Annotated in this window: 13 protein-coding genes and 1 pseudogene; 13 read left to right on the top strand and 1 reads right to left on the bottom strand. The window is 41.1% G+C overall.

The window, feature by feature from the left end; all coding sequences use genetic code 11:
- Positions 1 to 42 precede the first annotated feature (42 nt).
- The 13 genes from I4V84_RS09315 to I4V84_RS09255 all read left to right on the top strand — a co-directional run bounded on the left by I4V84_RS09315 (position 43) and on the right by I4V84_RS09255 (position 23,115).
- A complete protein-coding gene (locus I4V84_RS09315; protein WP_195991757.1) occupies positions 43 to 2,676 on the top strand; it encodes a glycoside hydrolase family 3 protein in 2,634 nt (877 codons plus the stop codon).
- Positions 2,676 to 5,243 (top strand): family 78 glycoside hydrolase catalytic domain, encoded by a 2,568-nt coding sequence (locus tag I4V84_RS09310; RefSeq protein ID WP_195991755.1) that lies wholly within the window; start codon positions 2,676 to 2,678, stop codon positions 5,241 to 5,243. The genes I4V84_RS09315 and I4V84_RS09310 overlap by 1 nt, the downstream gene beginning before the upstream one ends.
- Entirely contained in the window at positions 5,236 to 7,665 is a 2,430-nt protein-coding gene (locus I4V84_RS09305; protein ID WP_195991753.1) for a glycoside hydrolase family 3 N-terminal domain-containing protein, read from the top strand. Before I4V84_RS09310 ends, I4V84_RS09305 begins: the two co-directional genes overlap by 8 nt.
- Positions 7,662 to 10,103: a hypothetical protein gene (locus I4V84_RS09300; protein ID WP_195991751.1), complete on the top strand. Its 2,442-nt coding sequence runs from the start codon at positions 7,662 to 7,664 to the stop codon at positions 10,101 to 10,103. Before I4V84_RS09305 ends, I4V84_RS09300 begins: the two co-directional genes overlap by 4 nt.
- Before the next feature lie 21 nt (positions 10,104 to 10,124).
- A complete protein-coding gene (locus tag I4V84_RS09295) occupies positions 10,125 to 12,464 on the top strand; it encodes a cellobiose phosphorylase (protein ID WP_195991749.1) in 2,340 nt (779 codons plus the stop codon).
- Between the two features lie 22 nt (positions 12,465 to 12,486).
- Positions 12,487 to 14,934, top strand: coding sequence for a glycoside hydrolase family 3 protein (locus I4V84_RS09290; RefSeq protein WP_117854234.1), 2,448 nt, complete (start codon positions 12,487 to 12,489; stop codon positions 14,932 to 14,934).
- Positions 14,935 to 14,985: 51 nt separating this feature from the next.
- On the top strand, positions 14,986 to 16,704 hold the full coding sequence (locus I4V84_RS09285) for a histidine kinase (protein ID WP_195991747.1): 1,719 nt from the start codon (positions 14,986 to 14,988) through the stop codon (positions 16,702 to 16,704).
- Complete coding sequence (locus tag I4V84_RS09280) at positions 16,701 to 18,275, top strand: helix-turn-helix domain-containing protein (protein ID WP_173767633.1); 1,575 nt, start codon at positions 16,701 to 16,703, stop codon at positions 18,273 to 18,275. Before I4V84_RS09285 ends, I4V84_RS09280 begins: the two co-directional genes overlap by 4 nt.
- 216 nt (positions 18,276 to 18,491) lie before the next feature.
- Positions 18,492 to 19,934: an ABC transporter substrate-binding protein gene (locus tag I4V84_RS09275; RefSeq protein ID WP_117854231.1), complete on the top strand. Its 1,443-nt coding sequence runs from the start codon at positions 18,492 to 18,494 to the stop codon at positions 19,932 to 19,934.
- 97 nt (positions 19,935 to 20,031) lie between these two features.
- A complete protein-coding gene (locus tag I4V84_RS09270) occupies positions 20,032 to 20,949 on the top strand; it encodes an ABC transporter permease subunit (protein ID WP_118582788.1) in 918 nt (305 codons plus the stop codon).
- Between the two features lie 12 nt (positions 20,950 to 20,961).
- Positions 20,962 to 21,843: a carbohydrate ABC transporter permease gene (locus I4V84_RS09265; RefSeq protein WP_117854229.1), complete on the top strand. Its 882-nt coding sequence runs from the start codon at positions 20,962 to 20,964 to the stop codon at positions 21,841 to 21,843.
- A gap of 173 nt (positions 21,844 to 22,016) precedes the next feature.
- A complete protein-coding gene (locus I4V84_RS09260; RefSeq protein ID WP_195991745.1) occupies positions 22,017 to 22,253 on the top strand; it encodes a polya polymerase in 237 nt (78 codons plus the stop codon).
- 364 nt (positions 22,254 to 22,617) lie between these two features.
- Positions 22,618 to 23,115, top strand: a complete 498-nt coding sequence (locus I4V84_RS09255) for a nitroreductase family protein (RefSeq protein WP_117854227.1) — start codon at positions 22,618 to 22,620, stop codon at positions 23,113 to 23,115.
- 172 nt (positions 23,116 to 23,287) lie between these two features.
- On the opposite strand, the pseudogene I4V84_RS09250 reads toward I4V84_RS09255, so the two are convergent.
- Positions 23,288 to 23,952, bottom strand: a pseudogene (locus I4V84_RS09250) (transposase); the annotation flags it as partial.

The raw sequence follows: 23,952 nt of genomic DNA, 5'->3' as shown, positions 1-23,952 counted from the left end.
GTATAAATCCATAATTTACAATTAGAATCTGGAGTGTTGGGCATGAAAAAAATTTACGCAGCAGTTTCGCCGGATGTAAGCCGACGCGAAATCGAAAACAGAAACAGAAGTCGCCTGATTGCAGCAGAAGGAATGGTTTTGCTGGAGAATAACGGTATTCTGCCGCTCAAGTTAAAAGGAGCAAAAATCGCTTTGTTTGGAAATGGTGCCAGACATACTGTTTCAGGTGGAACTGGCTCAGGAGAAGTAAATGCAAGAGAAGTCAGTTCTGTAGAACAGGGGCTGGAGCACGCGGGTGCTGTCATTACCACGAAAGCGTGGCTGGACAGATACGATGCTGCGGCAGTGCAGAAGAAAGAAGCTTATAAGGAAAAAATGCAGCAAAAATATGCCGATTCTCCGGAACTGGCATTCTGGGCGATGTTTGCCCATCGGAACCCTTTGACGATTCCTACAGAAGAAAATGATTTTTCCAAGGCAGACCAGGATATTGCAATTTATGTACTTGCAAGAAATTCCGGTGAAGGTGCAGACAGAAGAAATGAGCCTGGTGACTATCAGCTGCATCAGGAAGAGAAAGAGTTTTTGACTACTCTGTGCAGCAATTACAGTCACGTTATTGTTGTACTGAACATTGGTGGCGTGATTGATACTTCCTTTTTTCATGAGCTGTCCAATATTTCAGCTGTTGTTCTGATGGGACAGGCTGGCAGCTCAGGTGGAGATGCACTTGCAGATGTTTTGAGTGGAAAAGTAAGTCCCTGTGGACATCTGGCTGCGACCTGGGCAAAAGAATATGAAGATTATCCCAATGCAGATACATTTGGATATAGGAATGGAAACCGGGACGATGAATATTATACAGAAGGAATTTATGTGGGGTACCGTTGGTTTGATTCTTTTGGAAAAGTTCCGGCATATTCATTTGGATATGGAAAATCTTATACTACATTTTCTGTTGAAACAAAGGATATTTTGCTAAAAAATTCTGAAATCGTATTAAATGTACAGGTTACGAATACAGGAAAAGAATACTCTGGACGGGAAGTAGTGCAGATTTATATATCAGAACCGGATGGACGGCTGGAAAAACCTTATCAGGAACTGGCTGCTTATGCAAAAACCAAATGCTTACAGCCAGGTGAGAGTGAGAACATGACGATTTCCTTCCCGGTAAGCCGGATGGCTTCCTATGATGAGAAACAGGCAGCGTGGATCTGGGAGAAGGGCAGCTATATTCTCCGTGTAGGAGAACATTCCAGAGCAACAAAGGTGGCCGGAGTTATTCATCTGGAAAAAGAGTGTATCTATCAGAAACTGGAAAAAATATTGCCGCTGGATTGTGAAATGGAATGCATCCATGGGGATAAAGCGCTGTTTTATTCATATCCGGAAGAAGAAACAGAAATCAAGAATGCTCCAGATTTGTTTGTAGAAAGTTTTCCGACAAAAAAGAAAAATGACAATTGTCTGGAAAGACAAATAAAAAAATCAGAACAGGTTCCTGACAAGAAAACAGAAATTCAAACATCTCAAATCTACAGAATGGAAGATGTTCTCTCTGGAAAATGCAGTCTGCACGATCTGGTACAGCAGTTAACAAAAGAAGAACTGACAGCATTATGTGTTGGAACAGCAAGAGGCGGTGAAGAAGAAACTTCAACAATAGGGGCGGCAAGCAGAGCCTGCCCCGGAGCTGCAGGAGAAACGACTTCAAGTCTTATTAAAAGCAGAAATATACACAATATTATTCTGGCTGATGGACCTGCTGGTTTGCGTTTGTCACCAATCTTTACAGTGGCTGACGGTCAGAATGTGACTTGGCAGAAACCAGCCCTTGGAAATGATTTTATGGATATTTTTATGAAACAGGATAATCGGCCTTTGAAAGAGAAGGAAGTTACTTATTATCAGTATTGCACTGGAATTCCTACAGCAACTTTGCTGGCACAGACCTGGGATAAAGAGGCTCTTTACGAAGCAGGAGATATTGTCGGTTCCGAAATGAAAGAATTTGGAATCATGCTTTGGCTGGCACCGGGAATGAATATCCAGAGAAATCCTTTGTGTGGAAGAAACTTTGAATATTATTCTGAAGATCCGCTTATTTCCGGTATTTGTGCAGCTGCTGAGACCCAAGGCGTTCAGTCTCACCCTGGAGCTGGTACTACAATTAAACATTTCGCATGTAACAATCTGGAAGATAACAGGGCATACAATAATAGTCATGTGACAGAACGCACTCTGCGTGAAATTTACTTGAAAGGATTTGAAATCGCAATCAGAAAAGCACAGCCGTTGGCCTTGATGTCATCTTACAATATGTTGAATGGAATTCATACTGCGAATTCGGTAGATCTTTTAACAAAAGCTGCACGTCAGGAGTGGGGCTTTGAAGGGCTGATTATGACTGACTGGGGTACTACCGCAGAGCCCAAACCGGATCTGGAAGGCAGAATGCCTTTATATGGACCTTCCAACGCGGCAGCCTGCATCAAGGCAGGAAATGACCTGCTTATGCCGGGAAGCAAAGAGGACGTAGAGGAAATACTTGCATCTGTTGATGCAGAAGAGGGAACTGTAAAATATCCGATTACACTGGAAGAATTACGTGGATGTGCAGAAAGAATTTTACGGATCATAGCAAAAAGCAATACCTACACTGAGGAGTCATAATGATAAAAGCAACGGATTTGAAAATTGAATACTTAACAGGTAATCCAACTATAGATATTGTTTCACCAAAATTGTTATGGAAAGTACAAGAAGCAAAGACACAGACGGCCTATCAGGTAAAAGCCAGTGTGGATGGTAAGGAGATATATGACACTGGAAAAGTCAGATCTTCTGTAATGGATCATAAATATCAAGGGAAATTAAAAAGCCGCAGTCAGGTGACCTGGAAAGTCCGTTTATGGGATGAAAAGGATATCTGTGGAGAATGGAGCGAAAAAAGCAACTTTGAAATAGGACTTCTGGATGAAAAAGACTGGGTGGCAGAATGGATTGATCCGGAACTTTTTCATGAACCAGAGGAAAGACAGCCTGCCAGTTATCTGAAAAAAGAATTTCTGGTAGAGAATTCCGGAAATGCCAGACTCTATATAACTGCCCATGGTATTTATAATGCGTATATAAATGGGAAAAAAGCCGGTGATTTTATTCTTGCCCCTGGTACAAGTCAGTATAATGCCAGACTTCAATATCAGACATACGATGTGAGTGGGCTTTTAAACGTCGGAAAAAATGAAATTCTTGTTACAGTTGGAGATGGCTGGTGGCGAGGCGATACTGGATACGGTGGAGTACGAAATAGCTTTGGGACAGATCTGGCAATTCTGTGTCAGCTGGAAATTGATAGAAAAACAGTTCTGATAAGTGATAAAAGCTGGAGTGCATCCCAGGAGGGACCGCTTGGGTTAAATGATCTGATGCAGGGCGAGTGTTATGATGCAAGAAAAGAAAACATCTGTGAATGGCATCCGGTAACAGAAAAACAATTCGGCTATGAAAACCTGGTTTGTTCCAATAGCTTTGATGTAGTTGAAAAAGAAAACTTTACAGGCAAGCAGATTCATACACCTAATGGAGAGGTTGTTATTGATTTTGGTCAGAACATAGCTGGTTACGTGAAGTTTGGATTTTATGCACAGGCAGGACAGTGCATTACGCTTTATCATGGAGAGTGTCTGGATCAGAATGGCAATTTTACGCAGGAAAATTTCCAGGCACCAGAGCACCGGGTAGAGCAATGTGTAAAATACATTTGTAAAGAAGGCTGGAATGAGTATAAGCCGGAAAAATCCATATTTGGTTTCCGCTATATTAAGGCTATAACAGATGTAAAAGTGACAGAAAAGAATTTTACCGCAATTGCTGTTTATTCAGATATGCCACAGACAGGAAAATTTGAATGTGGACATCCGGGAATCAATCAGCTGTTTTCAAATGCAGTGTGGAGCATGAAAGGGAATTTCCTTGAAATTCCTACTGATTGTCCTACAAGGGAGAGAACCGGCTTCACAGGCGATGCCCAGGTATTTGTAAACACAGGAATGTACCTGATGGAATGCTATCCGGTATATCGGAAATTTTTAAGTGAATTAAGGAAAGTACAACTGGAAGGTGGTTGTATCAGCCAGACAGCTCCAGCCGCACAGGGACATTTGTTTGACGGTGCGGCTGGATGGAGTGATGCCATAGATCTGATTCCATGGAGAATGTATCTTCGTTACAATAATCCGGAAATACTTGCTGAAAATTATGAAAAAGTAAAGAACTGGTTGTCTTATTGCCTGGAACGTGCAAAAAAGGACAATCCTGGAAGAAAAAAAGGGAAAAACGAAAAGTATAGTTCTTATCTGCTGGATACAGGCTGGCATTGGGGAGAATGGATCGAACCGGACTGGAACGGATTTATAAACACAGAAGATCCAGGTGGAACTTACCTGAGAGATATTTATGAACATGGTGCACCGGAAGTCTGCACTTCACATTTATCTTACGGCTGCTATATCGCCTCAGAAATGGCAAAAGCTCTTGGATACCAGAAAGAAGCAGAATTCTATAGTGAAATGAGAAAGTTTACCAAACTGGCCTACCGGGAAGTTTGTATGGAAAATGGACATATGAAGCAGAAAAGACAGTGCGATTATGTTCACGCGATCATGTTTGACATGCTTTCAGAGGAAGAAAAAAAGATTGCCTGTGATGAGCTGAATGAAATGGTCGTGAAAAACGGATTTCATCTGAATACCGGATTTTTAAGCACATATGAACTGCTTCATGTGCTGACTGATTATGGTCATGGAGATACGGCATGGAAGCTTATGCTTCAGGACACATATCCGGGGTGGCTGTATCAGCTGAAGTATGATGCAACTACAGTCTGGGAAAACTGGAAAGGTATGGAAGCAGGAAGAGAACCGAAAGATTCCATGAATCACTATTCTTTCGGAACTTTTGCCGGCTGGCTGATGGATCGTGTTGCCGGAATACGGGTGGAAAAAGGAAAAATCAGGATTCAGCCCTATCCTGACAGGCAGATTGGATATGTGAAAGCATCTTACGATTCACCATTTGGAAAAATTAAATCTTCCTGGGAGTATGAGGGAGAAAACTGCAGAATAAAAGTAGAAATCCCGGCGAATGCCCATGCAAAAATTTTACTGCCAGATGGCAGCTGTCATGAAGCAGACTACGGTAAATATGAATATGTGATAATGGAGAACAAGCATGAGTAAAGAATACTTAAACGCATCACTGGCACCTGAGAAAAGAGCTAAGGCACTGCTGGAAGAAATGAGTCTGGAAGAAAAAGCAGCACAGCTGACCGGTGTTTTTCCTTTTGACGAAGAATATAAAGATTTTGACGGAATTTCAAAAAGAGTACCGCATGGTATTGGAGAAGTAAGCACATTGGAAATGCGGCGGATGGAGACATTGGAAGAAGTTGCGGCGTGGCAGAAAAAAGTCCAGGAAATTGTAATGGAAAACAGTGAACATCACATTCCTGCAATTTTTCACATGGAAGGCTTATGCGGCCCATTTATTCAGGATTCCACCAGCTTTCCGGCAGGTATCGGACGTGGTGCCGGATTTGATCCGGAAGTGGAAGAAAAGATCGCAGAAATTGTAAGCCGGCAGGAAGCTGCCTGCGGAATTACCCACATATTAGCGCCTGTTCTGGATATCTCCAGAGATTCCCGTATGGGACGCCAGGGAGAAACCTATGGGGAAGATCCGGCCCTTGCTTCTGCAATGGGAGCTGCATATACAAAAGGAATACAGAAAAAGGAAACAGCAGGAAGAAAAACAGAAAGTGTTGCCAAACATTTTCTGGCTTTCCATAATTCCAATGGAGGAATCCACGGAGCTGTCAGTGATACACCGCCAAGACTTCTGGAAGAAATTTATGGAAAACCATTTCAGGCTGCAATCCAGGAGTCTGACCTTCTGGGAATCATGCCTTGTTACTGCACTGTGAATGGGGAACCGGTATCTGCATCTTATGGACTTCTGACAAAGCTTCTTAGAGATGAAATGGGATTTCAGGGACTTTGCATCAGTGACTATGGTGCAGTTGGTAATACCCATGGCTCCCAGCATGTTGGAGAGACGCTGGAAGATGCCGGACTGCTTTGCCTGAAAGCCGGAATGGATATGGAACTTCCGAATCCAAGTGGATTTGGAGAGAAGTTTCTGGAAAAGTTCCGGACTGGAAAAGCCGATATCAGTGCACTTAACCGGGCTGTATTGCGTGTGCTGACTGCAAAGTTCCGTATGGGCTTATTTGAACATCCGTTTTCTTTGCAGGGAGAGGAGTTAAAAGGTGTATTTTCCCAGAAGACAGACAGAGAAGTATCCCTGCAGTCCGCGAAAGAATCGCTGGTCCTTCTGAAGAATAACGGAGTATTGCCAATTGGCTCCGACGTAAAAAAAATAGCAGTAATCGGTCCTCATGCAGACTGTGCAAGAAAGTTTTTTGGTGGATATACCCATATGTGCATGATGGAATCCACTTATGCCATAGCGAATTCCATTGCAGGAGTCAGTGGGGTAAAAGTTGCAAAACCAGAGGAAATCAAAACAGTTCCAGGAACGAATATCCAGTCAGATGAAACAGAGGAGTTTGATCAGATCCTGAGAAGGCAGAAGCCGGATTGCAGAAGCCTTTTAGAAGAACTGCGGGAAAAGCTGCCAGATGTAGAGGTAAGCTATTCTTATGGTTATTATATTGCAGGAGAAGATGAATCCCATTTTGAGGAAGCCTTGGAAAAGATAAAAGAGGCAGATCTGGTAATCCTTACATTAGGAGGCAAACACGGAACCTGCTCCATGTCTTCTATGGGAGAAGGTGTAGATGGAAGCAATATTAATCTGCCAAAAGGACAGGACGAATTTATAAAACGTGCAGCTGCATTTGGCAAGCCAATGGTCGGAGTACATTTTGACGGAAGACCGATCTCAAGTGATATTGCGGATAAGTATCTGGATGGAATCCTGGAGGCATGGAGCCCGGCAGAAACCGGAGCAGAGGCTGTTGTAAGCGTATTGCTTGGAGAATATAACCCAGGAGGTAAAATGCCTGTTACAACTGCTTATCATGCAGGACAGATTCCTGTTTATTACAATCATCAGTACAATTCCTGCTGGGATCAGGTTGGAAGCATCGGATTTGCCAATTATGTGGATTTGCCACACACACCAAGATATTGTTTCGGCCACGGACTTTCCTATACACAGTTTTCCTATTCCGACCTGAAACTTTCCAAAAAGGAAATTGGCCCTTTTGAAACAATTGAGATCAGAGTGGATGTAGAGAACGTGGGCAGCAGGGTCGGCGATGAAGTGGTACAGCTGTATTTGAGAGATCTTTATGCAAGTATGGCAAGACCGGTAAAAGAATTGGCAGGATTTAAGCGAATCACTTTAGAGCCAGGAGAAAAGCAGACAGTTATATTCGAAGTAAAGGCTAGTCAGATGGCATTTTTGGACATGAATATGCAGTGGAAAGTGGAAAAAGGAACATTTCTTGTGGAAGTGGGAAGTTCATCCCAGGATATTCGCTTGAAAGATGAGTATAAGGTTACAGAAGACGGCTGGTTGGAAGGAACAGACAGGGGATTCTATGCAAAAGCTTACAGGGAGGCAGACAGAACATGAGACAACACTTAAGAATACATAAAGCAGAACCTAATAAGGGAATTCTGGATTACTCTCACCTTTTAGACGCACCTGCCGGAAAACACGGATTTGTGGAGACAAGAAACGGACATCTGTATTTCGAAGATGGAAAAAGAGCCCGTTTTCTTGGCTTTAATGTGGCAGCACGTTCCAATACGCCTGATCATGAAACTGCGAAAAAAATGGCAGAGCGTTTTGCAAGCATGGGAGTAAACCTGATTCGTCTTCATGCAGCAGATGCGCCTGTAGGTGAGCAACCTGGAAGCTGGAGCAGCTGTGTAAATAACCCACTTCTGGATTATGCAGACGGAAACAGCAGGAAATTCAATCCAGAAGGGCTGGACCGTTTTGATTACTTTATTGCGAAATTAAAAGAAAAAGGAATTTATCTGCATGTTGACCTGATTGTTGCAAGAGAATTTCAGCCAGGTGACGAAATGGATTATCCAGGGGGAGCACCGTCCTGTATTAAACGTTATGCCATTTATAATGCGCGCATGATAGAGCTGCAGAAGGAATATGCAAAAGAGCTGCTTTGTCATGTAAATCCCTATACAGGACTCTCACTTGCAGATGATCCGGCTGTTGTGACAGTTCAGATCAACAACGAGGATTCTGCAATCAAATGGGCCATGGGAGCTGATGCCGATGAGCAGATGAAGCCATACAGGGATGAAGTGCAGTCTCGTTTCAACCATTTTCTGTTAATGAAATATCATACAAGAAAAAGACTTGCAGAAGCATGGACTTGTGAAGGCTGCTGTGCGCTAGGAGAAGAGGAAGATCCGGCAGCAGGAACGGTACGTGGTATTGCAGGCGGTTTTTATCAGCCGGTTAACGATCCTAATGGTTCTTGGGATACAGAAGAAAGTCCGGCCAGATATGCAGATTTTATGGAGTTTGGTATTTATATGAACCGGAAATTTTACCGGGATATGAAGGATTATCTTATTTCTTTGGGAGTTAAGGTTCCGATCGTTACAAGTAATCTGATCGCAGGGGCGGCTGATGTGTATGGACATACAGATGGAGATCTGATGGAAAACAACAGCTATTTCAATCATCCGCTTTTATTGCCTGATATGAACAATACTTATATGGTAAATGGACCGGTAGAATATGTATCCACCAATCCTCTGACCTGGCAGAGGGGCGTTGGTTCCATGGCAACTACCCTGTTGAGTCTGGCATCTGTAGCAATCGTAAAAGGAAAGCCTTTTATGTTAAGCGAATGGAACGAATATGGTGAGCATATGTTCCATTCCACTGCACTTGTTCAGACAGTTGCCTATGCATGCCTGAATGACTGGGATGGATTGATTCTTTACAATCATCATACCTCAGAGAACTGGGATGACCAGCCGGCAGATGAAATCCGGAATATCTTTGATGTGTATAATGATCCGGCTGTGATCTGCCAGTGGGGATTTATGGCGTCGATGTTTCTGAAAGGTCTGGTAGCTGAAGCAAAGCATTGCATCGATGTAGTGTATACCCAGAACGATCTGAAAACACTGCCTGAGTTTCATGCTATGCCGACTATGTTTTTTCCATATGTAACAGCAATGCGCAACGTATTTCTGGATTCTGGTGACACCTACCAGGGAAATGGAGATATTGCAGTAAATGCAGGATTTTTAAACGGAGCCAGATTATCTGAGGCAAAACACAGTGTTTATTATGCGTGGTCAAAATACCGGGATATTGGAAGAAGATATGAAGATAAAAACCGGCTGGAAAGAGCAGCTAAGGGAACGAAGCTGATTGAGCAGGGCGTTCATCTTGGGGAGCAGGCGCTTGTGTTTGATGATATTGCAAAGATTGCAGGAGAGGGAGATTACAGAAATTTTGCACGCATCATGGATCAGGCGATGAAGGAGTGGAATGTAATTCCAAAGGAAACTGGTTATGTTGATGGAAAATTAATATCTGAGACCGGGGAAATTATATTTGATCCGGAAAATGCCTGCTATGCGGTTCAGACTCCTTATTGTGGATATTACAGCGGAGCACCGAAAGAATTGATTTCGTTATCTGATATGGTAAAGGTAAAAGCAGAAAACAAACGGATCACGTTGGCTTTGATCGCAAAAGAAGAAAACAATCTTGATCAGGCGCAGGAATATATTCTTACTGCAATGGGAGAAACCGGGATGGATGAAACCGGATATTATCCTGGACAGAAAATACCCGGAATACCATATGAATTTACAGCTGTAGAATTTAAAGGAAAGCTGTTTGCAGAAACACTGGAAGGCTGTATTTATGTACAGGCAAAAGAAGCCAAGCTTGAGGTACTAAGTCCGGTTGGAGAAGTAATCGCACAGCTTGAAGGAATAGAGGAAAATGGGGAGATACAGTTTGCGGTAAATGGCACGATTCCAGGAATTCAGTATCATCTCACTGTAAAAAGATAAGAAATACGAGGAGAAATTGCTATGAAGACATCAGTAGAAATGCTGGAAAACACTGATCTGTATCAGTTTACGGATGAAGGAAACAGCTGTCAGATACTAGATCCGGCAACGCCAAGACACTGGTATAATTATTTGTGGAATGAAGACCGTTATTGCGCCCAGATTTCCCAGACCGGTCATGGCCGGAGCTATTTCCTCAGCGAAAAAGCAGATATGTGCATGATTAATCAAAATGATGCCAGATATATATATTTAAGAGATGATGAAAGTGGAAGCTGCTGGAACATTGGAAAAGGACCATTAAATGCGGAAGTTGAAAATTACAGCTGTACACACAACATCAGTTATTCAGAAATACGATCAGAAAAAGATGGAATAGAAGGTTCCTGGAGAATTTTTGTTCCCCAAAAGGGACTTTATGAAATGTGGACAGTGACGCTTTGTAATAAGGGAGAACAGGAACGCAATCTCAGTATGTTTTCGGCTGTCAGCTTTTCGCTGGAAGGATTTTCTTATCCAAGATACTACGAAATGTACCGTTGTATGAATACTGGTTTTCAGTCAGAATTAAATGGAATTTACTGTGATTCCGCACATCCGTTTGCCCCACATGAGTATTATCACGGATTTCTGGCTTCTACGGAACCAGTATATGCTTATGATGGAGATTTGACGAAATTTTGTGGCTCGTTATCGACCTTAACAATGCCGGATGCATCTGCATGTGCGTTATTTCAGCGGCCAGATGTAGTGGTACAGGGAAGAGACTGCACGAATTCAGAAGCTGCACTTTTTATCCTTGGAGGAGTGCTTCAGCATAAAATTCAGTTACAGCCAGGTGAGAAAAAAGAAATTCATGTGCTGTTCGGAATCAGCCAGTCATGTGAAAAGGCGATTGAAGTAGTAGAACAGTACGGATCAAACCCGGAAAAAGTACAGCAGGAATTTGAAAAAGCAGCAGCATACAATTATGAAAAAATCAGTTCTCTGTCAATTAAGACACCGGATGAAAAAATAAACCATATTATGAATAACTGGGTGAAAAAGCAGGCTGATTTTTGTATTGTCGGGAAAAAAGGAGTCCGGGATAATCTGCAGATCGCAGTCGGACTTTTGAACTACAGACAGGAAAAAGCAGAAGAAGAGATTATAGAGTGTCTGAGACATCAGTTCCGTGATGGGCATGCGGTACTGACCTGGTATCCTTATGATGATACCCGTTACTCAGATCAGCCATTCTGGATCATCTGGGCAGTATGTGAACTGATCAAAGAAACTGGTAATCTGGCATTGCTGGAAAAAAAGACAGCCTGGCAGGATGGTGGGGAAGCCACAGTGCTGGAGCATGTGAAAGCAGCCGTTGACCGACTGATTGCAGATAAAGGTGAAAACGGTCTGGTTAAAATATTTTTCGCAGACTGGAACGACGCACTGAATGTTACAGATGATGAAGAGGCAGAATCTGTGATGCTTTCCCATCAGTTCTGTCTGGCACTTCGGGAACTGAAAAATCTGATGGAATATGCAGGTGATCATACATATGCACAGTTCCTGGAAGAAGAGTACAAAAAAATGAAATGCAGTATCAATCAGGCGGCATGGAATGGAAACTGGTATGCTAGAGCTTTGAGTAGAAAAGGAGATATAGGTACCAAGGACAGTAAAGGCAGTAAAATCTATTTGAATGCCCAGACCTGGGCTGTGTTGGCAGATGTAGCAGATGATGAAAAGCTGCCAGAACTGCTTCGGTCCGTTGATGAAATGGAGCGGGATTTTGGATTTCCATTGAACGATCCGCCTTACCAGATTTACGATGCCCATGTAGGAAGAATGTCAGGAATGCTTCCCGGATTGTTTGAAAATGGCGGTGTTTATTGTCACGCAACAGGATTTAAGATTCTGATGGATTGTAAGGTGGGAAGAGCATCAAAAGCATTGCAGACATTAAAGAAAATAATGCCTGACAGTGAGAAAAATCCTTCTTCACGTTCCGGTGCTGAACCTTATGTCTTTACCAATTGCTACTCTACACATCCAGGATATTACGGAAAGTCTTATCAGTCCTGGACTACAGGAACATCTGTCTGGTGCCTGATGGGAATATACGAAAGAATCATGGGTGTGAAGAGGGATTATGAAGGCTTAAAAATTGTTCCTTGTTTTCCGGCAGAATGGGAAAATGCAGAGATGACAAGACATTTCAGAGGAGCCGATTATCACATTGTGATTCAAAATCCACAGCATGTGGAGAACGGAAAAGGAAGTCTTTTTGTAGATGGAAAGCCGTGCCTGGAATCTGTATTGCCAGATTTCAGAGATGGAAAGATGCATGAGGTCGAAGTGAAAATTTCACAGCAGTAACCAGTAAGGAGCAATAGAGAGAATGAATCAAAAAAAAGTTGCAGAAAAAATAGTAGAAGAATCTGTGGTACTGCTAAAAAACGAAGATAATCTTCTTCCATTTGTCGGACAGAAAGATGTGGCATTCTTCGGAAGAGCACAGATTGGAATGCTGTATTCCGGAAACGGTTCAGGTGGGGCTCATATTGCCGGCTGTCCTACGATTCTTGACGAGTGTGAAAAAAACAGTATTATTCCGGAAGCTTTATTAAAGGGATTCTACACATATAAGCTGAAAGAGGAAAAGGTTTCTGAAGAGGATACTTTTGACTGGACGAAAGTAAATGAGGCTATGAACTGTGGAATCATGTATGAAATATTTGGAAAGTACCGTGCTCCGCTTAAAGAATATGAAGTGCCAGAGTATCTGCTTCAACAGGCAGCGGAAAAAACAGATACCGCAGTGATCGTTCTGGGAAGAAATTCCGGTGGTGAGGAATGTGACCGGCATTTGACAGAAGACTATTACCTGACAAGGGAAGAAGAAAAACTGGTAGACATAGTATGCAGTCAGTTTACCAAAGTTGTGGTTATATTAAATGTAAATGGTCTGATCGATCTGGCATGGCTGAAAAAGTATGACAGCATCAAAAGTGTATTGTTTCTTGGAATTCCCGGGGAAAGAGGTGCGGTTGCCCTGGGCAGAATTCTTTCTGGAAAAGTGAACCCATCTGGAAAAATGACAGTGACTATTGCAGAAGATTATAACGACTATCCTTCATCTGCACATTTTTCATGGGATAAGGAACATCCGGATCAGATCATGACGTATGAGGATTATGGATTATCCGCAGAGGAAAATGGCAGCAGGGGATTTGAGAAAAGTCCTGTAACGGTTTACTGGGAGAACATTTATGCAGGTTACCGGTATTTTGATACTTTTCAGAAAAATGTGTTATTCCCGTTTGGATACGGATTATCATACACGACATTTGAAATTACAGAAACAGGTACCCAAAAGAAAAAAGACGGTATAAAAGTTGTTGTCCGTGTGAAAAATACAGGAGCTGTGCCGGGAAAAGAAGTAGCCCAGGTCTATTGGTCAAAAATGGATCAGGAAGGATGTGAGCATCCGATGCAGGCTCTGGGAGGTTTTGAAAAAACCTCTCAGCTGGCTCCTGGTGAAGAGGAAGTGCTTAGCATTACAATTCCATGGAAAGAACTGGCGGTATATGAAGAAGAGCGAGCCGCATGGGTGCTGGAAAAAGGGGAGTATGCACTGCGTGTGGGAAACTCTTCCAGAAATACGGTCTGTGGAAAATTTATGCAAACAGAACAGGATTATGTTCTGGAGCAATGTGAGAATTGCCTGATGTTAGCATCCTGTAACTGTGGAAAGCTTAAATTTTTAACAAAGGATAAAAAACCTGATGGAACGACGAAAATAGCGGACGTAATAGAGAGAACAGAGAGAGTAGATACAGTTAAAAAAGGAAATCAACAGAAAAAAGCAGCAGAAGTACATAACTGTAAAGTGCAAACAAGAAATTTTTCTGGATTTTCCATAGAAGAACTGGCTGCCCTTTGTGTGGGATACGGACCTGGAATTCCTTTTGCAGCAGCAGGAGATCTGAGTAAACCTTCTACAATTTTAGATGAAAACGGGACACCTCTGACCACGAACAGCCATCCGGTTGGATATGCCGGATATGTTTCTCCTGCGATTGAGGAAAAGGGTATCAAGTCTGTTTTTTATAAAGACGGACCAGCTGGAATCGGAGAGACAGCATGGCCAACGGAAATGCTGATCGCCTGCGCATTTGACAAAAAACTCTGGTATGAATTTGGAAATGCTATAGGGGAAGAATGCGAGAGAAAGCAAGTGGATATATGGCTTGCACCAGCTGTAAACTTACACAGGAATCCTCTTTGCGGAAGAAATTTTGAATATTTTTCAGAAGATCCTTATTTAACTGGAATATGTGCCTGTGAGATAACCAAGGGTGTACAGGAGAATCATCCGGTGCTGGTATGTCCGAAGCATTTTGCAGTAAATGAGCAGGAAACATTCCGCAGGGGAAGCAGCAGAAAAAATTATGATGCAGTAGATTCGATCCTGACAGAGCGCACAGCCCGGGAAATTTATTTAAAGCCCTTTGAGATGCTGGTTCGTGATGCTAAGGTTGCGTGTATTATGACATCTTTTAATAAGATAAATGGTATTTTTGCAGGAGCAAATAAAGATCTGTGCACCCATATTCTTCGTGAAGAATGGGGATTTGAGGGAGCTGTGGTAACCGACTGGGGGGATATGGATATTGTAACAGACGGAGCAGATGCTGTTGCTGCTGGAAACGATATTGTCATGCCAGGAGGCCCTCCTGTAATTGCCCAGATATTAAAGGGGGTACAGGAAAAGCGTGTGACTCGCAGAGAGCTTGAGAATGCAGTCAGCCATCTTCTGGATATGACCAGCAAGGTAACCCCATAATTTGGAATCCTCACGAAAGAAAAAGTGGGAACCGGAAAGGAGGAGATTATTATGAAACAAAATCCGAAGACAATTAAACAGATTCTCAATATTTCTTTTCTTTCTGTATCTATCCCGGCTCTTATCCTGCTTCTTGTGCTGACCTGCTATACTATCAGCAGGCAGATTCATGCGGATCAGTCAGATACGGAAATCCAGCTGTCGCAGGTTACAACTCATATGGAAGAAGTTTTGAAACGATCGGAAACTCAGCTTAATAATCTTGTTGTACCCGGCTCTCCTTTTCATTCGTTCCATTATAGTAACACGCAACTGGAAAAGTACCAGAATGCCTATACAATCTTACAGATCCTGCGTCCGATTCTGACGCAGGATTCCTGCCTTGGAGGATTTTTTCTGTACAGCAAAGAAAAAAGTGATAATTGTTATTATCCTTCCTTCCAGCAACATTATTCCTATGAAGACCAGAAACTGCTCAAGGATTACTTTATGCAGCCGATTCATCTGTCAGAAGAACGCAATCGCTGGATTCCATTTATGCTTTCAGACCGGGTGGTACTGATCCGGATGATCGGGTATGACACTACTATTTGTGCTGTTATGGTGGATCCGTCTCTGGATAATTTCTCATTGTTCGCGGGTATGTCTGATTCGGATATGCATCTTTTTTATGCATCTTTGGAAGGAACACCTTATACCTCAGAATTTGTCACCAGGAAACTGCTATTTCCATATGAAGATAATCCTGTCAGAAAAATAACCCTTGATAAAAAAACATATCAGTTTATCAGTTCACCAGTGGGAGAATATAATCTACAGCTTTGCTGCATTTTTCCATACAAGGGAATCTGGTCACATATGAATTTATTCCAGAAAGTATTGATTTCTTGTATGATCGCATTGCTTTTTTCAATATCCCTGATCGGAATGTATCTGTACAGAAAATTGATTTATCCAATTAATACGCTTATGGAAACTATGCAAAAAGTTGGAAACGGAAACTTATCGCTGCGTGTAAATGACAATTATGATCTGCTGGAACTGCAGCGCTTTGGTCAGGCCTTTAATGAAATGTTGACTAAAATCAATGATTTAAAACTGGAAGCATATGAAAAGAAACTGGATTTAAAGCAGGCACAGCTGCAGTATCTTCAGTTGCAGATCCGTCCTCATTTTTATCTCAACTGTCTGAAAAGCCTGTATGGCATGGCAGAAAAGAAACAATACGGCGAGATCCAGGAAAGCATTCTGGCTCTTTCAGAATATTTCCGTTATATCTTTCGAAATAACATTGAACTGGTCAGTCTGGAAGAAGAAATTCACTCTGTATCCAGCTATATTAAATTGCAACAGCTATATTTTTCTTGTTGGCCGGAGCTTGGAATTGATATCTCGGCAGATACAACAGATGTTTTGGTTCCTCCTCTGTCAATTCTTACTTTTGTAGAAAATAGTATCAAGCATTGTCAGGATCGATCTCATATTAAGATACAATTGAAGACTGCTCATGTATCTATAGAGCAGCAGGATTATCTGAATATTACAATTTCAGACAATTGCGGAGGTTTTCCTTTAGAGGCTCTGAATACACTGAACCATCTGGAAGAACATGATTTTTTGTATAAAGACTACAATGTAGGAATTTATAACATATATTATCGCATGAAGATGATTTACGAAAATCAAAGCACTCTGGCATTTTATAACATAGAAAACCAGGGATGTGTGGAACTTCTGATACCTTTTCGGGAAAGGAAGATAGAATCATGAATATTTTATTAGTAGATGATCAGCCAAGTGTACTCTCTTCATTAAAATCAGGTCTGAATTGGAGTGCTCTTTTGGTACATAATGTTTATACGGCGTTAAATGCATCCGAAGCCAGGGAAATTATTCTTTCCCACCCTATTGATATTCTGTTAACAGATATTGAGATGCCAAAGGAAAGTGGATTATCCCTTCTTCGCTGGTGCAGGGAGAATCATTACCAGTTTGAATGTATTTTTCTGACTTCCCATGCTGATTTTTTCTATGCGCAGGAAGCAATTCAATTAGAAAGCTTTGATTATATTCTTCAGCCGGCAAGATATGAAGACATTGAATCTGCTATTAAACGGAGCATAAAAAGAATTCAGGAAAAAGAACAGCAGCAGACCTGGCTGAATTTTGGAAAAGCAGCTTTACCCCAGAAAAATGCTTTGTTGAAAGGTCTTTTAAATGACTGGTTTATGGGAAAGGAAACGGATCTTGACCAGGTGCTTCACTTTCTTCAGGAAATGAAGATTCCGGTTTCAGCTGGTTCAGACGTTTATCTCTTGTGGGTTCAGATACAACAATGGCATTCCTTTCCAGTAGCTTTTGAAGAATGGCGCCAAAGTACAGAAGAAATATTCAGAGATTTTTTCTCTCCGTTTCAACATCAGATATTGTCTTATTTTCCAGATAAAACGTCTATTGGAATACTTATTTACAGCCTGGAAAATAAGTTAATGGATGCAGACGTGTATTATGCTCGGTTAAATATGATCTATTCCAGAATTACCAGGCAATTTTCCTGTTCCTGCGCGTTTTATACACGTCCCTCTTTCCAGGTAAGCGAGTTGTCCAGGACAGCTGCCGCTTTGCAGGAAGAAAGGAAAAATAATATCTGTCAAAGTTCTGGTATCTTTTTTTCTGATTCGGCAAGTGTTCCACAAACTATTACATACTGTGAACCGGAGTTATTGTCGCAATTCGAAATGTATCTTTCTGGCAATCAGGCGGGCAAAGCAGAGCAGGAAGCATTGTTGTATCTTCAATCCTTAAACATAAATAATAAACTGAATCACGATACTCTGGTTGAATTTTGCAAAAATTATTATCACTGCGCTTACAGTGCCGCGCGGAAACTGGAACTTCCGGCACATTCCTTACCGGCTTTTGAAGATGTGGCTGGAATCAGCAGTGCTGTTACACTGGAATCAGCTGCCGCTTATTTGAAAAAAATTACTTCTTTTTTTGTTTCGGCATGTTCAGAAACTGAAACATCCGATAACAGCCTGGCTATAATCGAAAAATATATCCGTGAAAATCTGGACTCTCCTTTACAGTGTGCACAGATTGCAAAAGCTGTCTATCTAAGCCCGGACTATATTTCGAGACTGTTTCACAAAGAAAAAGGAATGCCTTTGAAGGAGTATATTACATTAACCAAAATGAAGGCTGCAAAAAATCTGTTGATTACCACATCTTTGCCTGTCAGTCTGATCGCAGCTAAAGTTGGTTATGACAATTTTTCTCATTTCAGTAAAGTTTATAAAAAGGTTATGGGTACGACACCATCCTCGGAACGGAACGCGTAGAACGGAAAAAGAACAAAAATGTGCGGAAAAAGAACAAAAAATAATCAATAAAAAATAAGTAAACGTAAACAGAACAATACTGGATGCTTCTTTGATAGATTTAAATATGGCAGGGCGATAAAATAAAGAACAGAAAGAGGCAAAAGCATATGAGCACAGACAATGCATGGAAGCCTGCGAACATAAAATCTATTTCTGTGCAGAAGAGAGGAAAAAATGAAAAGAAAAAAGATGATGGCAGCAGTTCTTGCAGCACTAATGACATGCTCTGCATTTACACCGGCAGTAGCAGTAAAAGCAGATGATGATGTTGTAAAACTTAAAATCTGGGTGTTTGGCGAAGGCTCAACAGAAGAGTGCGAAAAAGTATCTGAGGCTCTTAGCGAAATCACCAGAGAGAAAATTGGAGCAGAAGTAGAAATCTATCAGACAATTGATACGGAAAAACTGAATCTTGCAATGACAAGTGGCGAAAAACTTGACCTGGTGTGTGCACATAATCTTGACCGTAGCGGACTGGTATCCTCTGGAATGCTTCTTCCGCTGGATGATCTGTATACAGAATATGCACCAGACGCAGCTGCCATGGTAAAAGAAGAAGATACCAAAGCATTGTATTTCGATGACCAGATGTATTTCCTTCCAAGCAATGGAGACAAAGCAAGAGCTTCAGGTGTCATGATGAGAAAAGATATTCTGGATGAGTTGGGAATCAATGCAGATGATATCAAAGGAATGGACGATTTTCATGATGTACTTGTAAAAGTAAAAGAGAATTATCCGGATTTATATCCGCTTGTTCCATCATGGGTTGGTGGCGGAATGCAGAAAACCTTCCACATTGATGATATTTATAATGGACTAGTTGTACTTGAAAATGGATTTGATCCAAGTGATACCACTATCACAAGCCAGTATGAGACACAGGAATGGAAGGATTTCTGTAATTATATGTACCAGTGGAACCAGGAAGGACTTCTGATGCCAGATGCTGCTACTTCCACAGATAACAGTCCGATGAGCACAGTTGGATTTGCTGATTATGAAAACCTGATTCCTGGTAAAGAAGCAGATTTCTCAAAAGGCAATGGACATGAATTTGTTTCAGCCCAGTTTGTAGAGCCTCTTAAAGATACAGAGCGTAATAAAGGTATCTGGTGTATTCCTGCAGGCTGTGAATATCCGGAAAAAGCAATGGAATTGTGGAACCTGCTTTATTCCGATAAGGAAGTAGCTACAATGGCTGCATATGGTATTGAAGGCGTTAATTATGAATGGGTAGAAGAAGGATCTGTTGTAAAGATTCCGGATGGTGTGAAAGACACTTATACTACATATGAGTGGGCATGGCCGAACTTAAATATTCTTCCAGTATTCGAAGGAAAAGATCCAGCTGTCCGTCAGGAACTTGAAGAGTTCAATGATAGTGCAGCACGTGCAACTTCTCTTGGTTTTGTTCTGGATACTTCTACAATTATGAACGAAATTACTGCATGTAATAACGTAAAGCAGAAGTATGAAACTCCTTTACAGTGGGGCGCATTAGATCCTGAAGAAGCAATTCCGGAATTCATTGAAGAACTGGAAGCTGCTGGTCTTAGAACCATTCATGAAGAGGCACAGAGACAGCTGGATGAATATCTGGCAAAACAGAAATAAGTAAAGGGAATAAAAAGGACAGGCCGGTTTCGTCCTGTCCTTTTTAAATGCACTTAGCAGTGCATGTGTTTGAATAGAAAAACGAGGAGGTTTGTTCATGAAAAGTAAAATGAGAAAAATCAGACGCTATTGGCCTTTGTATCTGATGATGCTTCCGGCTTGCATATATATTTTTATTAATAATTATGTGCCGCTGCCTGGCGTGTCACTGGCATTTCGTCAGTATAATTTCCAGAAAGGAATTTATGGAAGCCCATTTATCGGACTGAAAAACTTCAAATTTCTTTTTGCCAGCAAAGACGCATGGATCATTATGAGAAATACAATTGGCTATAATCTTATTTTTATTGTCTTAGGAACTGTGTGTGCAATTGCGGTAGCAATCCTTCTTTGCGAAATAAGATCAAAGATTTCGAAAAAAATATATCAGACCTGTATTCTGATTCCGTATCTGGTTTCGATGGTAATTGTCAGTTATCTGGTATTTGCATTCCTCAGTGAAGGAAACGGCTATATTAATACACAGATTCTTGCAAAATTGGGAATGAACAAAATTTCCTGGTACAATGAGCCGAAATACTGGCCTGTGATACTGGTAATCGTTAATTTATGGAAAAATATCGGGTACAACAGTATTATGTACTATGCAATGATTATTGCAATTGATAAGACTTACTATGAAGCAGCAAGAGTTGACGGGGCAGGAAGATGGCAGCAGATCCTACATATCACTTTGCCTGCGATTAAACCGACGATTGTAATTCTGACACTGATGAGTGTGGGAAGAATCATGTATTCTGACTTTGGTCTGTTTTACCAGATTCCGATGAATTCCGGAACACTTCTTGATGTGACAAATACAATTGATACTTATGTATATCGTGGTTTGATGCAGACAAATAACATTGGAATGTCTGCAGCAGCAGGAGTATATCAATCTGTAGTCGGATTTATACTTGTTATTACAGCGAATCTGATCGTAAAGAAAGTCGATCCGGAAAGCGCGTTGTTTTAAAAGGAGGCACCTATGTATAAAAACGAAAAAATATTCCAGTTTTTTGCCAATTTAATTCTTGCATTGCTGACAATATGCTGTGTGGCTCCGTTTCTTTTGATGATTTCCGCGTCATTCAGTTCTGAATCGGCACTGTCAGTATATGGTTATACTTTTTGGCCGAAAGAGTTTGATCTTTCTGCATACAAATATTTATTTTCCAGCACTGGTGCACTGTTAAAAGCATACAGCGTTTCTATTGGTGTTACGGTTGTGGGAACGGTTCTTAATCTGATCATGACAATTTTGATGTCATATCCGTTATCCAGAAAAGATCTTCCGGGCAGAAATATATTTGCTTTTTATCTCTTTTTCACAATGCTGTTTAATGGTGGTCTGATTCCCTCCTATATTATGTGGACAAGAAATTTCCATATTCAGAACACAATATGGGCATTGCTGATTCCCAATCTTTTACTGAATGCTTACAATGTAATTATGATGAGAACATATTTTACATCCAGTATCCCTATGGAAATTATCGAAGCTGCAAAAATCGATGGGGCGCGTGAAGGGACAATTCTTGTGAAATGTGTACTTCCTATGGCGAAACCAATTATTGCAACTGTTGCACTTCTGGTTGGTCTCGGATATTGGAATGACTGGATGAATGGTCTGTATTATCTGTCAGACGACAGCCTTTACAGCATTCAGGTATTGTTAACAAAGATTATGAGAAATATTGATATGATCAAACAGACTTCCGCGTCTGGTGTCAGCGTAATGGCACAGATTCCTTCTACATCAGTGCGTATGGCAATTGCATTTCTGGGAGTTTTGCCAATTCTGATTGCATATCCGTTTTTCCAGAAATTCCTGGTAAAAGGAATTACGGTTGGTGCTGTGAAGGGGTGAGATCATTATAGTTTCCCAAATAGAAACTATGATGACAAAAATAGAATTGCAAAAAATATTTTAAATAGTGTTAAAATAATATCATTGACAAGATGCATGAAAAGAAGCAGTGAAGTACTTTGTAAACATGCTCTAATGTCGAAGAAAAAAAGAAATTCAAAAGAGTGAAAACCATGCGTGTAAAATCAATACAGAACATTGACGGCTTTTTCAGAGCACTTGAGAAATGCCATGGAAGAGTGGAACTGATTACAGACGTGAAAGACGTGTTAAATCTTGCCTCCAAGCTGACACAGTATATTGGGCTTACCAGAGTATTCAGCAACCCGGACATAGAATCCTATGAGATCGTATACTATGATGCAGAGGATTATGCTTTGTTGAAGAAATTCCTGGTTCCGGTTAAATAAAAGTGTTGGAGCCTGTTTGAAAAATTACATACGATTCAAAGTTAAAGGAAAGGCTGCGTTGTATAAAGAAGTTTCGTTTTACGAAGGAAATCTTTATACAATGCAGTTCTATTATGGTCTGTTTAGAGTTTGGTTTTCTTCCATATATCAATGCCCTCCAATCGTATGTTTTTATAATATAATAGCCGGTTGCTTTTCCAGCTGTCTCCGAATTATACGTTATTGGAAGGAAAGTATCAACGCAAAATTGCGCGGAAACATAAAGCGTCTATTAACTGCACAAATTTCTGGATTGTTTTTATAAAAAATATATCGTATGATACAACTAGAAGTTCAAAAATGTATACAGAAGGAGCAAAATAATATGGAGAATGTTTTTCACAGGGTGCGTATCAGAAAATATGAGGATAAGGCAGTAGAGAAAGAAAAAATCATACAGATATTGAAGGCGGGAATGCAGGCACTGAGTGCATGTAATCAGCAGCCATGGGAATTTTATGTAGTGACAGACAAAGAGAAAATACAGGAATTGTCAAAGGCAACCCCATATTCCGGATGTGCAGCAGAAGCCCCGGTTGTCATTGTACCGGTGTATCGCACGAAAGGTCTGGTTGTACAGGATATGGCTCAGATTGATATGGCTATTGCCCAGGAAAATATCTGGCTGGAAACGGATGCACTGGGACTTGGCGGTGTGTGGATTGGGATTGCACCGATGCAGGACAGAATGAACCTGGTTCATGAAATACTGAATCTTCCGAAAAATCTGGAAGTATTTTCTCTGTTTGCACTGGGGTATCCGGCAGAAATACGAGAACAGCAGAATCGTTTTGATGAAACAAGGATTCATTTTGTTGAATAACTTTGAACAGTCTTGTTTTTGGTATAGTAGGGACTAACTACAGATATTTCCCCTTGACAACCAGGCATATATCCTGACTTTTGCAGCTAAATGGATATAAAACACCCGTCAAACCCAGTAAATACAGGGCTTGGCGGTTTTTCGGCTTTGTCAGATTTTCATGGCGTTTTTTCTACTTTTTGGTCTTTGCTAAAACTTTTTTTATTTCTCCCAGAGTACGGATACGTTTCCCAAAATCAATATCTGTAACTCTTCCGATATCTTTTAGAACTTCATCGTAATAATCAAATAGATAGTAGTTTTGCTGGATTAAACTACATTCGGCTTTTGACAGAGATTCCAAAATGGTTCCGATGCTGTATTTTCTCTCCAGTTTATTTTCCAGTATTCTTGCGATTGTCAAAGCTACAAAACAGGTAAGGAAATGTGCTTCGATATGTTCTTTTGGCCAGACATACACGGGTCTGGCTTCCAGTTCACTTTTGGTTACTTTAAAAGATTCTTCAATTTTCCATAAACCTCGGTACATATCGATAATCTCGTCGTCAGATGTCTCCATTTCGCTGGTTAAGAGCATATAGTAACCATCCAGTGCTTCCTCCCCTCGGATTTTTTCTTCATCAATGTCCAGAACAGAAGAGGCGGTAAGGATTTTTCCGGTTTCTTTATCATAGTCAACTTTTTTGACGTATTTTGCAGCACCATAAGATATGGCTCTTGTATAATTCCCTGGATTTTTTGCCAGGTCTCTGGCTTTTGCCAGTGCAGCTTCACGCTCTGCTTTTGCTCGTTTGGCATATTTTTCACTCCAGAAGACAACCTGTTTCTCATTTACCT

It is taken from the genome of Ruminococcus sp. 1001713B170207_170306_F1 (assembly GCF_015668065.1).
Classification (GTDB): domain Bacteria; phylum Bacillota; class Clostridia; order Lachnospirales; family Lachnospiraceae; genus Blautia_A; species Blautia_A faecis.
Note: the sequence above shows the minus strand (reverse complement) of the source record. Positions and strands in the feature narration are given on the sequence as shown.